Raw genomic sequence first — 14935 nt, forward strand, 5'->3', positions numbered from 1 at the left:
AAAAGGGTGAGCTTTTTTTGCAAAAAAATTCCCTCGCCATCCGTGGATCGGCAAGCCTCGGTGTTTGTTATTGACATTCCCATTCCACAGGAGATAATACAATCAACAGTCGTTCTTTTGGAGGTTCTGTGGAAAATATTTCCCCGTTGGAAATTGCACTCCTCTGCATTGCAATTGCCGTACTCGTTCTCATTTCAAGGCGCAATTTTCGGAAGGCTGAAAAAGATCAGCCTAAGCAACAATCCTGAGCTCGTCTCCCACGAGCTCTTTTTCTTGGTCGCTTGACGTACCATAGCTGAAGTTATAGGGTTTTCTCAACACTGTTCATCAACAAGGAAGGAGAAGAAATGTTGTTTCCCATCGCGTATCCGAAACCAGAAGTCGCTGTCATTACCGTGACGGTGAAAGTTTTTGGGGTTTCTCCCGATACTCTCGGAATTCGTGAACAGGTGCAGGAGCTTTTGCGAGAAAAGAAAGTACAGCACTTTGTTCTTGATTTGCAACACGTTGATTGGATGAACAGCTCTGGACTCGGGCTGCTCATTAGCCTTCTGAAGTACATACGGGATGCTGATTGCACGCTTGCCCTGCTCTGTGTTTCTGGAAAAGTTGAAGGAATACTTTTGAACACGAAGCTGGACAAGGTGCTCCAAAGTTATCCCACCCTGGATATGTACCTGGAGGCGCTCCACACCCAACCTGCTCGTTAACGCATTGGCAAAAGCTCACCCTTTTCGGTGAGCTTTTTTTGTAAAAAAAGTCCCCCGCCATCTGTTGATGACGAGGGGAAATTGCGTGCTTCATTCTTGCGCAGCGAACGTAAACATGTAGTACCCGTGTTGATTCGCCTTGAGTCCAGTAAGGACTGCAATGAGTTCAACCAACCGGCTATAGGTTCGCGGGTCTGGTCGCAGGTCCAGAGTTGTCGGAAGGCGTCTATGATCTAGATCTAGTGGAGTATTGTCTTTACCGCGCGTGATGGAAAAGAGTGGTTCCGATTCTTGCGGTATTTCTGTTGGAAACCAGATTGAATCGCCTGGTTGCAGCGTCGTGGGCTCACCGTTGAAAAGAAGTTGTAACACTTTTTACCTCCTGGTAATGGATTTTATATGTAGATACAGGAATTTTTTGTTTTGATTGTACATCGTAAATCAACGCGCTTCCTCTGTCAATGGCTGCATTTATAAAAATTCCCCCCGCCATTTGTTGATGACGAGTGGTAGGTGTTCTAGTTGCGGTGCTTGGTGGGGTACACGCCGCGGTACTGTGAGGGAGTTTCTTTCCACTGCTCTCGCTTGCGGAAGATGATCCAGGCGCACCCGGCAAGCATTGCGCCGATGATCAGTGTAATTCCGATTCCCTGCAATACGTTTCCCATTCTTTCCTCCAGGAAAAGTTTTGTTTCCCTAATTTCCAAAAATTGTAGCAAAGTGTAAGTGGTTTGTCAATGGTCGGGTTGACGACCTGAGCGCACTCCCCTACACTTGGACGGAAAGAAAAATCGATTTTTCCCAAACCGTCTTAGAGAAAGGAACGGAGGTTTATAGTAATGCGGAAATATACCGATGATGAAATGATTGCACGGCTGGAGCGAGTCGGTGTTATCGTCCATAACACGCACGTGAAACTCAGCAATGGTTGCTGTACCCGGACGTACGCCAATTTTGTGCCGGGGCTGGTGCCGCGGGAGGAACGCTCAGTATTGGTTTCCGAAGCAGCGGCGTTAGTGCAGCATTCTCATTCATCTGCTCCAGTGATTGTGGGAGCGGGGTGTGGATCCTACTATGCGCTACAGGTTGCAGATTTGCTTGGATTAAGCTTTGCCTATGCAGAGCGGGCTGAGGGGGGCGTCTTCAGGTTTAAACGAGAACAAACCAAACTCATTGCAAATCGCAACATTGTGCTTTTCGATGACGTCCTCACCACATCCACCACGCTCACGAAACTTGGAAAGCTTGTTAAGGCGTGTGGTGGAATGCCGACGCAAGGAATTGTACTGCTGAATCGCTCCCAGGATTCGCACGTGGTTCCCGAGCTGGATGCCGAAGTACCAATCCACCAGCTTATGGAAAGGTACTATGAAATGTGGCCCTCAGAAGCTCTTTGCCCAGAATGTGCAAAAGGAAACCGTCCAAGCCCAAATATTGAAGGCGGTGAAAGGGTTTTTCGGCAGCATGGCTATCGTGCCCAATCGTAATCTGTACTCCGGCGAGTCCCCTACTCGCCGGTTTTTTTATTGTTTCCTTAGCATAAAATTGGTACACTACTAGCGTTGATTCTCGCTGTTTTTCTGTAACCCGGTGTATCTCGAAAAGCTCACCATTCAGGGATTCAAATCCTTTGCCAACCGCACGGAGCTCTTGTTCCAGCGTGGGATTGCGGCCATTGTGGGGCCCAACGGCTCGGGGAAGTCCAACGTGGCTGACGCCATGCGCTGGGTGCTGGGCGAGCAGAGTTTGAAGATCATTCGCGGGAAGAAGAGCGAGGATGTGATTTTTTCGGGTTCGGACAAGAAAACCCGGCTGGGTATGGCTGAGGTGTCGTTGACGTTGGACAACCGCGAAGGCCGGGCGCCTATTGATTACAAGCAGCTCACGGTCACCCGGCGGATCCACAAGGACGGGACGTCGGAGTACCTGGTGAATGGTAGCCAAAGCCGACTGTCCGACATTCAGCTGCTGCTGGCGCGGTCCAACATTGGCCAGCGAACCTATTCGGTCATTGGCCAAGGGCAGGTGGACGCCGTGCTGGTGGCCACACCCATGGAGCGTAAGCAGTTTTTTGACGAAGCGGCCGGGGTGCGGCCGTTCCAAATGAAGAAAGAGCAGGCGGAGAATAAGCTGGCTGCCACTCGGGAGAACGTGGCGCAGGCGCAGCTGCTGATTGATGAAATTGCCCCGCGGCTCCGCTCCCTTACCCGGCAGGTGAAGCGTTTGAATGACCGCGAAGAGATTGCCAAGGAGTTGCGCGACTTCCAGGTGCAGGCATACAGCGCCAAAGTTGCGTTGCTGAACAAAGAACTCCATGCGGCGCAGAAGGAATTGCAGAGTGCGGAAAAGGCCCAGGCAAGCGCGTTGGCTGAGTTGCAGAAGATTCAGCGTCAGGTAGACGCGGAAGAGCGCGGGAGCTCCCGGCACGAACACTTCACCAAGCTCCAGCGCACGCACCAAGAACTGATTGACCAGCGGAACCGGTTGCTTACGGATCGTGCTGCCTTGGCGGGAAAAGTTGCTGCAACCTTGTCCCAGGCTGGTCAAGCAAATGTTTCCTGGCTCACCCACCGGCAGGCAGAAATTGCTGGTCGCCTGAGCGCCATTGCTGAGGAGCGTGCAGCCAGCGACCGGAAACGAGAGAAGCTCACCAAGCACATGGCTGAGGTGCAGGAGAAACTGCACAGCCACGCCAAAGGCATTCAAGAATTGGAAGCCGGGTTGCTCCGGGCGGAACAAGCGCTCAAAACTCGGACGACCCTCACCGTGCCAGACTTGGCCAAGGAAGTAGCCGAAGTGCTCACTGGCCACCAGAAGTTCATTGCGGCGGTACGCGCGGCTGACTCTATTGACGCGCTGAAAGCTTTGCACGGGGAAGCGCACCGTCTGGATACCCGCGCCGCGAAGTTCTTGGACAAGCTCTCTGCGCAAACCCCCAGCGTTGATCCTGCCCAGCTCATCATCCTGCAACGGTCACTCCACCAGCACATGCAGGAGAAGGAACAGGTGGCCAATGAAGAGCACACGTTGCACACGGAGCAGCATGCTCTGGAAGAGCGGGACCACACCTTTGCAGATGAAGTGCGTCGCTTGGAGCACGAGCATGCCAACGTCGCCAAAGAGCTGAAGCTGGCGCAGCTGAAGCCTGGCTCCAAAGCTGAGGCGGATGCTGCCGTGGCGCAGGCGCAGGCTGAGGTGGATGGGCAGCTTGCTACTGTTGATCGAGAACTTGGGCAAGCGCGCCATGCATTGGATGGGTTTAACCAAACCGAGCAGGATAAACGGGACACGCTCTTTGCTTTGCAGAAAGCCGCCCGGAGTGCACAGGACGAAGCGCGGGTTGCCGAAGGCAAACTGGCGGACGCGCGGGTGCAGCTGGCTCGCTTGGAAACTCGGCAGGAAGATTTACTCCGGGAAATCCGGGCAGAACTACCAGCCGAACTTGCAGCCAAAGCAGAAAAAGCCACCACGGTTCCGGATGCGGACGTGGCTGCCCTGGAAGACACGATTGCCAAAGCCAAGCACAATTTGGAACTCATTGGTGGCATTGATGAAAACGCCAAGCAAGAGTACGACCAGACCAATGAGCGCTACACTTTCCTCACCACGCAGGTGGATGATTTGACCAAGGCGGGTGCAGATTTGGAAACCGGGATTGCGAAATTGGAAGCAACCATCAAGGAGAAATTTGAAAAATCTTTTGATCGGGTGAGCGAAGAATTCACCAAGTACTTCAAAATGCTGTTCAACGGTGGAAATGCCACCTTGCAATTGGTGAAAGAAGAAGTGGTTGATCCTGTGGACGTGGCTGACGATGAGGATGAAGATGACGAGGACGAGGAAGAAGAAGTACTGGTGAAGCCAAAAGCCAAGGGTGAGAAGGTGGTGACTGGCGTGGAAATATTCGCCACCCCACCCGGCAAGCGCCTGCGCGGCATAGCCATGCTCTCCGGTGGTGAACGGGCGTTAACCTCCATTGCCCTCATCTGCGCCATCCTGGCTTCCAATCCCTCCCCCTTCGTGGTGCTGGATGAAGTGGATGCGGCACTCGATGAGTCCAACTCCATCCGCTTTGCGCAAATTCTGTCCAAGCTAGCGCACCGCACGCAGTTCATTACCATCACCCACAACCGCGCCACCATGGCGGAAGCCGCCCTGCTCTACGGCGTGACTATGGGTGATGACGGCGTGTCCAAGCTCCTGTCCGTGAAAATGGAAGATGTCGGTAAGGTCATTGCAGGGGTGAAGAAGTAGGAAGCAGCCGTAAAGCCGTAAGCCATAAAGCTATAAGGGCAATAGTGGTTTTTTCCTTTAGCATTTGGTCATAGGAAAATAGAGAGGGGCAAACCCGCCATCTCCACCTTCCGATCCATAACGCTACCCAAAACCAAAACCTTCATCCCCCCGCCCCCTCTTGACGCATTCCCCCATTCCCAGTACACTCTCCTCACTATGGTTTCTATCCGACTTAGCCGCACTGGCAAAAAGAATCACGCGACCTTCCGCTTTATCGTGTCTGATAAGCAGCGGGACACGGTTGCGCCTGCTTTGGAAATCTTGGGCTGGTACGATCCACATACGAATCCTGGCACCATTGAAGTGAAAGCTGACCGGGTGCAGTACTGGCTGAGCAAAGGCGCCCAAGCTTCCCCCAGCGCGCACAATCTTTTGGTTACGGCCGGGGTTATCAAGGCTGACAAAGTTGTGGTCGCCAAAGCCAAGAAGAAGGACGAACCCAAGGTTGAGGAAAAACCTGCAGCAGCCCCAAAGGCCGAAGCCCCCAAAGCCGAGGAGAAAAAGGAAGAAGCTCCGGCAAATGCAGAAGAGCCAAAGATTGAAGTACCCAAGGCTGAAGTAAAACCTGAAGAAAAGAAGGAAGAGGCTCCAGCTACTGAAGCACCGAAGGCGGAGGAGAAGAAAGCGGAAGAAACGAAGAACTAGGAACCTAGAACGTAGAACAGAGAACCAGAGAGCCGAGAGGCTCTTTTTCTGTCATCCTGAGTCCCGTCGCGGGGCGAAGGATCTCCGAAGGTTGTACATTCTCAGGAGATCCTTCGAAGACTCAGGATGACAGAGGAGGATTTGACACCCCTCACCCCCAGACGTAAGCTGGGTGGAATGCACATTGAAAACCCATTAGGAGGATCAGAATATGGCGAAGAAACAAGTTCGAAACATGAGAACCGTTTTGACTGCAGCCCAAGCTCGAAAAGCATCAAAACGTGGGCGGCAGATTGCGACCGTTGCACAAGAAAAGAAGCAGACTGAAGCGCAAGCAAATTGGGCCAAACATATTCTACAAGGCAAGAAGCTTGCCCCGGCGTACTTTTTGGAGACCGTGCAGCCCCAAATTGCAGCAGCGACCGCTCGGGGTCAGCATGCAGTTTCCATTACCGTGCACAACAATCAGGGAGAAAACTACAACCTCAGTCCTCTCCTGAGTGGTTTAGTGTCTGGTCTCCTCAAAAAGTTGAAAGGCTTGGGATACACAGCGACATCAAAGTCAAAGTATAACAAGACATTCGGTAGCGATGACCCGTACGGTAACGCGACCTACTTCACCCTGGAAATTTCCTGGTAACGAACCTTTCCACCCTACTTTGCTGGGCAGAGCAAGAACTATAATCCCTAAACCATAGCCGACGGTAGACAACCTAGGTACTGGAGAAAAAATGGACAATGCACATCTCGACGCTTTCTTAAAACATCTGCAAGCCAAGCGTTTGCTCCTTCGAGTAAAAGAATATCAGGGTTCACCGCCTCACTTGCCGCGTCGCAAGATTTGGCTACTGACTTCGGTTAGTCCCGAGAAAACATCTCATACCAAGCCTCTCATTCAGGTAGTGTTTTCAGAATTCGTTACTGATGTAGTTAAGCCAATAATGACACTTGACGTGACATTAGGCACCATTTTGGATTTTGGTAAGACAAAGCAACATGGTGAGTTTTTTGACCAGATTTGGTCAGAATGGTCCCGAAACAACTTGTTGGGTCGTAATGTTACCCAAGAAGCAATACAGGTACGGCTTATGCAAAATCCTGGACGGTCGGATTTCTCCTACCAATGCCCCGAGACGCTCTCGCTGTACTCGATTCAGCTTATGCTCTCATTTGGATCTTTACGAGCACTGCTTGTTCGTGAGATTGAGGGCGGATGGGGAGAGAGAGAAGTTGCACTCTCAGTGCTTTTCAAGCGATTCGATGGTTTTCTCAAAGAGTTGCAAAGTAATTGGAATACGGTTACCACGCAGCTCAAAATGATAGTCTAATATTACCAGACAGTCCTGCCCGACTGTCTTTTTTTTGACAAAAATATTCCCAAGGTGTTAAATGAGTATTCGTACATTTACAATTCTCATAGGGCAATTTGGGAATATTTGATTTCACCCCTAAACCATAGCCGATGGCCCGTGCGCCTAGGCGATTGGAGGAATCATGTCCACACCACAAGAAGATCCTAAGCTGCAAAAGCAGCTCGCATCAAGTTCACTTCTCGAGCTGGCGTCGACTAAAATTGTTGTTCGAACGCACACGGATGTTGAGTACCAGGATGCCGCATCTTTCGCTGCATGTAGAGAAGATCGCGCATTCTTTACAACTGAAGTTGTCTGCTTCGCAACTGCATTTACCGGAAAACCCGGCCTGCTTACCCGCGCAAGCATGGTTCTTGAAAGTAGATGTCATCCCGACCTTGCAAGTCGCATTGGCCTCCGCGTGTATGACCAGAGGAAAAGTGAAGATGTAGAGGAGCTTCGGGCCTACCTTGAAGATTGGATAGTACGTCGGCCAATTTGGTTGGAACCCTTGGCATCAGTCCATAGCCAGGCCAGCAATATTGTCCCAACGCACGTTCCTGTCGATGGCCGTTCAGTGCACCACTTACTCTGCTATGCAGCCATTGAAACTCGGCTACGTGCTATTCTTAGCCAAGATGCCGCAATAGCATTGTCCTCTCGTTTCAGTGGGTTCTTTGATGCGAGAATCCAAGAATTACAGAGAAGCGGTCGTTACCTGCGGAATAGCTAGATCTTTTCTCGTCGTTCACGAACGGCACGAAATAGAGGACAGTCAATATCGGCTGTCCTTTTTTATTTGACATGCTGCTACAAGCAGCGTTAGAGTAAGGCATTCGTTCATTCACAATCTTCTTAGGGCAGTTTGAAGATATTATAATCAATCTTAAACCATAGCCGACGGTAGAAACCTAGGCGACTGGAGGAAATGTGACTAAAGAAAAAGATGCGTTGCTAGCCTTAGCACGCAAACAGATTATCGTCAGGTTTGCGATCACGTTGCATGAGAAGGAAATTCGGGGTGACCTCATTGTTTTTACGGTCGTTCATTCCAAGGCAATACTCATCTACAAACGCTACAATCAGATGGGTCACACTTGGGAGCACAGTATTGATCAGGGCATGAGCACCTTTGATCTCAACATAGAACAGCGGCGCTCCGCATTTTGGAGTAATCTTGAGGGATTATCGAAGGCGTATACTTGTATTGATGCGTATTTTCCTGCGGAGCAGTTTGTTGGTCGGTTTACGACAGTGGATGCTAGTGGATGTGCGTGTTCGCCGTCAAGTCCATTTTTCCTGATGTGCTGCGCCTCGTTGTTCACTGAAATCGGCTTAGCAGCGTATCCAGAAACGTACATGAGCCGGGAAGAGCGTCATACTTTGCAAGATCGTCTCTCAAGTTTTATAGCCGATTACGTGAATCGAATTCGTCAAACTGGATCGGCAATCTTTGTGAAGCAGTAGGGGAATTTTTTAAGGACAGGTCTGCCCACCTGTCCTTTTTTTCGTACAAAAAAGGCGCTCCACACGGAACGCCAGCATGTTACTCACCTTGGTTTGCGGACTTTTTGATGATCCTCAGGCAAATCAACCAGGTGGCAATGATTGCGCCTACGCTTGACCAGACTACTGTTGTGTCCCAACTAGCTAGATAAGCCCCTAGAAAAAACAAGCATCCAAGGCATATGGAAATGTAGAGCATGCTTCTCTTACTTTTTTGCATTTTTTCTCCTCGTGAGCAGTGTTCATGGAATTTTGATTCACGCTAACATGTGAGAAGCGTATCGTCAATCCTACTAAAATAACGAATGGTTGCAGAAATACTCGGTATTAAAATCGGCCTCATTTCCCAGAAAAAACTGACGGAAAAATTATTTTCCGTCAGGGGGGTTGCTGCCACTTAGGCAAAAACGAGCATATCATCAACGAGCACTTCAATGGCTAATTCCTCGTTGCCAGTCAAATCAAGAACGAGTGAAGCAAAGTTTGCGTGCTCCCCGCCTATGGCCTTCATGATTGCGTGTTTCGCGGCTCGTTCCGCCAGGATGAGTCGGGCGTTTTCTTCTGGGTCAGTGGATCGCTGTTTTTCCGGGATCGTGCCCCGGCCGAAGCAGAGTGGGCAAGTATGCATTTTTTCTCCAGTTCGTAAGTTTTTTGGTTTCGCATCAAGCCTATTCCTAAGGCTACCTGCGTGTCAAGGAGTGGTTTGGTCGATGAATAAAAAGACACTCTCCAGGGAGTGACCATGTTCGTTTCTCGTTTATTTCCCAATACCCACTACCCCCCTACGCTCAGAAGCTCCGGCGGGCGGGCAGCTCTACCCCTCGATTCGTCTGACTCACTCGGGGCTCCGACCAAAGCGTCGGAGCAGCTTTATACCTCTATACCTTCTTCTTTTGACACCCTCCCCTACCTCTGCTATTTTTTTAGCACAGCGATACCGGTCCTGAAGAGTCGCAGGATACACGGTTCCTGGCAGTCCTTTCCCCAGTTTAACCAACGCCGATATGGCCGAAGAGCAGTTTGAAGACGCGCAGTTTGTGGAGTTTGTGGTGAAGTCCATTGTGGACAACCCACAGGAAGTAAAGGTAGAACGCATTGTGGATGAAATGGGTGTGCTGTGCACGTTGCATGTGAACCCAGCAGACCTGGGTCAGGTCATTGGCCGCCAGGGGCAGACTGCCAAGAGCATTCGCACCTTGCTGCGGGTGGTGGGCGCCAAGAACCATGCCCGGGTGAACATGAAGATCTACGAACCCGAAGGCTACCGCAAGCACAAAGGGGAAATGGGTGGGAAGCGGATGGATGACCAACCCGCAGCCCCTGCTGCCGCGCCAAGTGAAGACCTGGCCGACGACCTGAAACTCTAAGTAATAAGAAAACTCCTGGTAGCACTACCGGGAGTTTTTGGTATAGACAGATTTTTTGCCTGGAGTATACTCATTTTGACATTGCCCTTTGGCGAACAGAAATCCTTGGAGGAAATCATGTTTTATCCGGAAGATGGAGAATAGTATGAAGCAGCTGCTCTATCCTGATGGCGGGGAGAAGCCACTGCGACACCCCGAAGACTCCGAATAGGGTGAGACCCTGTTTAGCACATTCCGAAGAGCGACCAAATGGCCGCTCTTTTTTTCATCTTTACAAAAAGTTTGCTTTTTGCTACCTTTTGTTTATCGATCAGAGAAAAGAAATCCCTTCTTTGACTGGAGGTAGAATGTCAAAAAAGTTCCTTGGTGCGGGCAGCGAAACGCAGAAGCTCTTTGATGCCAGTACAGGCTGTCACAGATCGCTCGGTGGCGGTATTGACGGCAGCTAAAGCCAAAAAAGCTGCGTCAGAACCCATGTTCATTATCAGGGCGTGCTAGCAATAGCCGCCCTTGATTTTCTATTTCTCAGGTGTAGTATGGGGATATCCAAACAAACATCGAGGTTGTGTAATGAAAAAACTTGAACCTTCGGATGGAGGGTGATTATGCGAGGTCAACTCCTTGACCCAACCATTGGCGGGTACCCAATGCGGGATCCCACTGACGGCGGCTAGAGCGAAGCGCTCAAGCCATACCTAGACGGCTACTCTCTGAGCAGCCGTCTTTTTCTTGACGCATTTTTTGGGTGATGGTAGACAGAGGGAAAGGAATGATACACATTGGAGGTAGAAAATGCACATTGTTATTGAAGAGCATGGCGATTTGCTGGTTGTAGCAGTGGAAGGCAGATTGGAAAGTGGTCTTGAGGCGGCAGAATTGAGCAGGTATTTTTCCCAAGCGTTTCAGGCGAATCGAGGACTGATTGTTGACCTTTCTCAATGTGAGGAGCTTGGCCCGCCGGCCTGCAGCATTCTTGTATACTATGCGAGTAAGTACAAGACCGCGCAGCTCTTCCTCTGCCTGATCATTACACCAGAGCAAGAAGGATTGCAGCAGGTGCTTGCCTCGCAACTTTTCAATAATTTTTCCATCTTTGAGAATGTCGACTTGGCTGATGCTGCGTATGCGAAGAGTCCAGAGAAGCAGCGGGCCGATAACGCCCTCCTCAGGTACATGGCAGAGCGTGCGACTGATGCTGAGCTTCGAGGTGAGTAATCCTGGGACACATACACCATGGGCGATCGAATACCGGTCGCCCTTTTTTTATCCTTGTTCCCTCATTTGCAAAGATATATACTCTCGGCAGATCCTAGGAGGTCTCATGAAACGTATTGGGCTTGTTGATGGTGGTTTCTCCCCATTGCATGAGGGAGACGACGGAGGGCAGCTCATTTTTGGGAAGCGGCTGGTGCATACTGGCCGCTTTTTCATATTCCCTTGACCCTGTTGAAGCTAGTTGCTAGGGTTGGGGCAAAGAAAACTGATTGGAGGTTTTTTGAAAATTAAAGTAAAAGCGCAAGGCCCACTTTTGGTCATAGCAATTGACGGCCGAATGGCCGTGCCACACGACATTGCAACCTTTGATGATCAACTGAGTGAAATTCGAAACGACGGTCGTGGAGTAATCATCGATCTCACCAAATGTGCGTGGATTCCTTCGTCGGGTTTAAGCATTCTCATTTACCAGTACAAGCAGTACCGCGGTGCGAAATTGCCAATTTGCATGGTCCTTGGTACCAACGATAAGATTGGCAGAATTATGGTCATATCACGGCTAGCTGAAGTTTTCCAACAGTACAGTACTGTTGAGGAGGCTGCGGAGGGGATGACTTCAAGTTCTGATGCAAGGAAGTAGCAAGTCCTGCCTAACAGGTGAAAGTATTGTGTACGGGCGATCCAATGTGGGTCGCCCTTTTTTTACTGTCATCCTGAGTCTTCGAAGGATCTCCAAAGTTTTTTACATTGTCTGGGGATCCTTCATATGATTCAGGATGACAGAGGGGAGGGCAGAGCCGCCAGTCTGCTACAATGGCAGTATGCAATTCGACATTATTACCGTCATACCCGAAGCGTTTGGGTACCTGGAGCAGAGCATTCTGGGTCGGGCGCAGAAGGGCAAGAAAATCAGCGTTCGAATCCATGACCTACGGAAGTGGACCACGGACAAGCACCGGACCGTGGATGACCGGCCGTATGGCGGCGGGCCAGGCATGCTCCTGAAAGCTGAACCACTGTACAAAGCAATTTCCGCGGTCAAGAAAAAGCGCGGCAAGGTAAAGGTCGTGCTGATGAGCGCAAAGGGTGAAAGTTTCACCCAGGCACTGGCTCGGAAGTGGACGAAGCTGGATCAGCTGGTCTTCATTGCTGGCCGGTACGAAGGCGTGGACGAGCGCGTGCTGCAGTACGTGGACGCAGAAATTTCCACGGGTGATTTTGTGCTGACTGGTGGTGAGCTGCCTGCCATGGCCATCATTGATGCCGTGGCGCGGTTGCTGCCTGGGGTGTTGGGCAAAGATGCTTCGAGTGCTGATGAGTCACACACGGAAGCTGGGCTCTTGGAGTACCCGCAGTACACCCGGCCAGAAGTGTTCAAGCGGAAGCGCGTGCCAAAGGAGCTCCTGTCTGGTGACCACAAAGTCATTGCCGCCTGGCGGCAGAAACACCGTACTCGGCGGAAGGTATGAAAGTCGACGCGTCAGTTCTCCGCATCCGGCCATTCCGGTTGCTGTGGGCAAACCAAATTGCGGCAGGGTTGGCCACGAACCTGCTGACCTTTGCGTTTGTGCTGGCGGTGTACGAGCAGTCCAACTCCAATGCAGCGGTGGCAATTCTCGTGGGGTTCCAAAGTGTGCCGCCAATTTTGTTTTCCTCTGTGGCCGGGGTTATTGCTGATAGCTACGATCGCCGGCGCATCCTGCTCCTCATCAACCTGCTCCGCGCAGGGGTTATTGCGCTCGCTTTGGTTGTAGGTCAGTGGACCATTGGTATTCTCCTGGTGGCTTTTGGCATGCACGTTATCACCCAGCTCTTCACTCCAGCATCTTCTGCTGCCATTCCCCAGGTGGTGCCCAAGGAAAAACTTTTTGCTGCGAATTCCTTTTTCACCCTCACCACGTACGCGCTCTTCCTCGTTGGGTATGGTCTGGCCGCGCCGTTGGTGGATACAGTTGGGTACCCCACGACCTACGCCATTGGTGCAGCGCTCTTCCTGCTTGGCGCCTGGGCAACGGCTCGGCTCCCCCACCTGGCAGATCACCTGACGCAGCTCACGGGCCCTCGCTTGGTGCTCATGCACCACTTGCGTCTGGTGTGGGTGAGGTTTGTGGAAGGTGTGCAGTACGTGCGGAAAGATGCGATGATCGCGGTTATCCTGTTGCAAGTGTCCATTCTCATTGCCGTGGAAAAATCTTTTGCCTCGCTCATGCCTTCCTTTGCTCTGGACTTCCTGGGGTACCAGGTACGAGATATTACGCTACTTTTCATTGTCCCCACCGCGGTTGGCACCCTTGTGGGCGTGTGGCTGGCAAACCGGTTGAAGGAACGCGTGGCCAAGCATCGGCTGATCACCTTTGGCATGAGCTTGGATGCGCTAGCTTTACTCTTGGCAGTGATTATTGTTCCGCTCACGCATTTCTTGCCAGACCTGATTCCTGGCTTCACCCCTGATGGCGTTCGCTTAGGTCTGGTTGTACTGCTTGCAACCATGTCCGGCTTTGCGGATCCATTCATCCTCGTCTCCGCGCAAACCATTTTTCAGGAACGCACACCAAATGCTGAGCAGGGCCGGGTGTTTGGTTTGCAGAACACAGTCCAAAATCTTTTCGCCTTTGTCCCCGTCATTGCCATTGGCGCCCTCAGTGGTGTGGTGGCCGTGCCCGTGGTCATCAGTGCCTTGGGTGGGATCATTGCGCTCACCGCAATTGTGGGAGCAGTGTTCTATAGCAGAAGAAGCCGTAAGCTATAGAGCTGTAGAGTCGTAGAGGCCTTAGAAGTTTTTTCATTCTTGGTTTGTTTAACGTCGTTTCCCTGGTAAGGATTACCTCCCCCCACCCCCTCCTTCAAAAGGAGGGGGGGAGTTTTGTTAGTCGCCCATACCCTCTACCCATCCCACACCCCCACCCTCCAACCCCACTCGCCGCCATACCAAAACCCATATCTCTGCCGCCCTTGACAACTCTCCCGTCCATGGGTATGCTGCAAAAGCTCGATACTTTACTGTCCCTGCCTATCGACAGTACCATCGAATCCCCCCTTGCCAAGTGATCGCCGCCGTTACGCCTTTGGGCGTTTTGGCCCAGCGAAGTTGAAACAGTGAAGCCCTCGGCCTCCCTGTTTTTCATTACCAGGGGTGGATGATCGTTGACAACTTGAGAGTGGTAAGTCAAACGGAACGTCAATTTTTGTTTTGAGAAATACTTCCGGTGCACCCTTCGGGGTGTGCCCAGTTTTCTAAAAGTTTTCTGCAATAAACTTTTTTGAGAGTTTGATCCTGGCTCAGGATGAACGCTGGCGGCGTGTTTTAGGCATGCAAGTCAAACGAACCTTCGCCCTTCACTGCGTGAAGAGCTTCGGTCCGCAGGCGGGTGTAACAACCAGCCTGCTCACCGTAGCCCATTGCGTAGCGATGGGCGGAGGTGAGTGGCAAACGGGTGCGTAACACATTGGTAACCTACCTCGGTCACAGGGATAACTCCGCGAAAGCGGAGCTAATACCTGATGGTCTCTCCGATCACATGGTCGGAGCGTAAAGGCGCAAGCCAGACCGAGAGGGGCCTATGGTCCATCAGCTAGTTGGTGAGGTAATGGCTCACCAAGGCAATGACGGATAGCGGGCGTGAGAGCGCGACCCGCCTCAGTGGAACTGAGACACTGTCCACACTCCTACGGGAGGCTGCAGTCAAGAATCTTCCCCAATGGACGAAAGTCTGAGGGAGCGACGCCGCGTGCAGGAAGAAACCCCTCGGGGCGTAAACTGCTTTTCTCTGGGAATAACTCTGAAGGTACCAGAGGAATAAGGGGCTGCTAACTTCGTGCCAGCAGCAGCGGTAATACGAAGGCC

At 51.5% G+C, this 14935-nt stretch carries 16 protein-coding genes and 1 rRNA gene; 14 read left to right on the forward strand and 3 right to left on the reverse strand.

Features of this window, described 5'->3' with window-relative positions:
• The first annotated feature begins 347 nt into the window (after nt 1-347).
• Complete coding sequence (locus tag WCV85_05515; protein ID MFA6474307.1) at nt 348-710, forward strand: anti-sigma factor antagonist; 363 nt, start codon at nt 348-350, stop codon at nt 708-710.
• Between the two features lie 90 nt (nt 711-800).
• Here the strand turns inward: WCV85_05515 and WCV85_05520 are convergent, their stop codons facing one another.
• Nucleotides 801-1082: a hypothetical protein gene (locus WCV85_05520; protein MFA6474308.1), complete on the reverse strand. Its 282-nt coding sequence runs from the start codon at nt 1080-1082 to the stop codon at nt 801-803.
• Between the two features lie 146 nt (nt 1083-1228).
• On the reverse strand, nt 1229-1378 hold the full coding sequence (locus WCV85_05525) for a hypothetical protein (protein ID MFA6474309.1): 150 nt from the start codon (nt 1376-1378) through the stop codon (nt 1229-1231).
• A 171-nt stretch (nt 1379-1549) separates the two neighbouring features.
• Between WCV85_05525 and WCV85_05530 the strand changes: the two genes are divergently transcribed.
• From WCV85_05530 to WCV85_05560, 7 genes are all read left to right on the forward strand, one after another.
• The gene (locus WCV85_05530; GenBank protein MFA6474310.1) at nt 1550-2197 is read left to right on the forward strand and encodes a hypothetical protein; all 648 of its coding nucleotides are present in this window, start codon (nt 1550-1552) and stop codon (nt 2195-2197) included.
• A 103-nt stretch (nt 2198-2300) separates the two neighbouring features.
• On the forward strand, nt 2301-4964 hold the full coding sequence (locus tag WCV85_05535) for a chromosome segregation SMC family protein (GenBank protein ID MFA6474311.1): 2664 nt from the start codon (nt 2301-2303) through the stop codon (nt 4962-4964).
• A gap of 198 nt (nt 4965-5162) precedes the next feature.
• Nucleotides 5163-5651 (forward strand): 30S ribosomal protein S16, encoded by a 489-nt coding sequence (rpsP, locus tag WCV85_05540; protein ID MFA6474312.1) that lies wholly within the window; start codon nt 5163-5165, stop codon nt 5649-5651.
• 211 nt (nt 5652-5862) lie between these two features.
• Nucleotides 5863-6291, forward strand: a complete 429-nt coding sequence (locus WCV85_05545; protein MFA6474313.1) for a hypothetical protein — start codon at nt 5863-5865, stop codon at nt 6289-6291.
• Nucleotides 6292-6382: 91 nt separating this feature from the next.
• Complete coding sequence (locus tag WCV85_05550; GenBank protein MFA6474314.1) at nt 6383-6979, forward strand: hypothetical protein; 597 nt, start codon at nt 6383-6385, stop codon at nt 6977-6979.
• 166 nt (nt 6980-7145) lie between these two features.
• A complete protein-coding gene (locus WCV85_05555) occupies nt 7146-7736 on the forward strand; it encodes a hypothetical protein (GenBank protein ID MFA6474315.1) in 591 nt (196 codons plus the stop codon).
• 197 nt (nt 7737-7933) lie between these two features.
• Nucleotides 7934-8470 (forward strand): hypothetical protein, encoded by a 537-nt coding sequence (locus WCV85_05560; GenBank protein MFA6474316.1) that lies wholly within the window; start codon nt 7934-7936, stop codon nt 8468-8470.
• A 436-nt stretch (nt 8471-8906) separates the two neighbouring features.
• On the opposite strand, the gene WCV85_05565 is transcribed toward WCV85_05560, so the two are convergent.
• Nucleotides 8907-9137, reverse strand: coding sequence for a hypothetical protein (locus tag WCV85_05565; protein ID MFA6474317.1), 231 nt, complete (start codon nt 9135-9137; stop codon nt 8907-8909).
• A 376-nt stretch (nt 9138-9513) separates the two neighbouring features.
• Between WCV85_05565 and WCV85_05570 the strand changes: the two genes are divergently transcribed.
• The 6 genes from WCV85_05570 to WCV85_05595 all read left to right on the forward strand — a co-directional run.
• Nucleotides 9514-9876, forward strand: a complete 363-nt coding sequence (locus WCV85_05570) for a KH domain-containing protein (protein ID MFA6474318.1) — start codon at nt 9514-9516, stop codon at nt 9874-9876.
• Between the two features lie 792 nt (nt 9877-10668).
• Nucleotides 10669-11091 (forward strand): hypothetical protein, encoded by a 423-nt coding sequence (locus tag WCV85_05575; GenBank protein ID MFA6474319.1) that lies wholly within the window; start codon nt 10669-10671, stop codon nt 11089-11091.
• Nucleotides 11092-11371: 280 nt separating this feature from the next.
• The gene (locus tag WCV85_05580) at nt 11372-11731 is read left to right on the forward strand and encodes an STAS domain-containing protein (GenBank protein ID MFA6474320.1); all 360 of its coding nucleotides are present in this window, start codon (nt 11372-11374) and stop codon (nt 11729-11731) included.
• 181 nt (nt 11732-11912) lie between these two features.
• Nucleotides 11913-12560, forward strand: coding sequence for a tRNA (guanosine(37)-N1)-methyltransferase TrmD (trmD, locus tag WCV85_05585; protein MFA6474321.1), 648 nt, complete (start codon nt 11913-11915; stop codon nt 12558-12560).
• Complete coding sequence (locus tag WCV85_05590) at nt 12557-13840, forward strand: MFS transporter (GenBank protein MFA6474322.1); 1284 nt, start codon at nt 12557-12559, stop codon at nt 13838-13840. The genes trmD and WCV85_05590 overlap by 4 nt, the downstream gene beginning before the upstream one ends.
• A 507-nt stretch (nt 13841-14347) precedes the next feature.
• Nucleotides 14348-14935: ribosomal RNA gene (locus WCV85_05595) — 16S ribosomal RNA — on the forward strand; the annotation flags it as partial.

It is taken from the genome of Patescibacteria group bacterium (genome assembly GCA_041665345.1).
In the GTDB taxonomy this organism is placed as follows: domain Bacteria; phylum Patescibacteriota; class Patescibacteriia; order PEXW01; family PEXW01; genus JBAYJA01.

Coding starts and splice junctions, on each gene's coding strand:
- WCV85_05515 (MFA6474307.1), top strand. CDS start 348: ATGTTGTTTCCCATCGCGTATCCGAAACCAGAAGTCGCTGTCATTACC.
- WCV85_05525 (MFA6474309.1), bottom strand. CDS start 1,378: ATGGGAAACGTATTGCAGGGAATCGGAATTACACTGATCATCGGCGCA.
- WCV85_05530 (MFA6474310.1), top strand. CDS start 1,550: ATGCGGAAATATACCGATGATGAAATGATTGCACGGCTGGAGCGAGTC.
- rpsP (MFA6474312.1), top strand. CDS start 5,163: ATGGTTTCTATCCGACTTAGCCGCACTGGCAAAAAGAATCACGCGACC.
- WCV85_05545 (MFA6474313.1), top strand. CDS start 5,863: ATGGCGAAGAAACAAGTTCGAAACATGAGAACCGTTTTGACTGCAGCC.
- WCV85_05550 (MFA6474314.1), top strand. CDS start 6,383: ATGGACAATGCACATCTCGACGCTTTCTTAAAACATCTGCAAGCCAAG.
- WCV85_05555 (MFA6474315.1), top strand. CDS start 7,146: ATGTCCACACCACAAGAAGATCCTAAGCTGCAAAAGCAGCTCGCATCA.
- WCV85_05565 (MFA6474317.1), bottom strand. CDS start 9,137: ATGCATACTTGCCCACTCTGCTTCGGCCGGGGCACGATCCCGGAAAAA.
- WCV85_05570 (MFA6474318.1), top strand. CDS start 9,514: ATGGCCGAAGAGCAGTTTGAAGACGCGCAGTTTGTGGAGTTTGTGGTG.
- WCV85_05575 (MFA6474319.1), top strand. CDS start 10,669: ATGCACATTGTTATTGAAGAGCATGGCGATTTGCTGGTTGTAGCAGTG.
- trmD (MFA6474321.1), top strand. CDS start 11,913: ATGCAATTCGACATTATTACCGTCATACCCGAAGCGTTTGGGTACCTG.
- WCV85_05590 (MFA6474322.1), top strand. CDS start 12,557: ATGAAAGTCGACGCGTCAGTTCTCCGCATCCGGCCATTCCGGTTGCTG.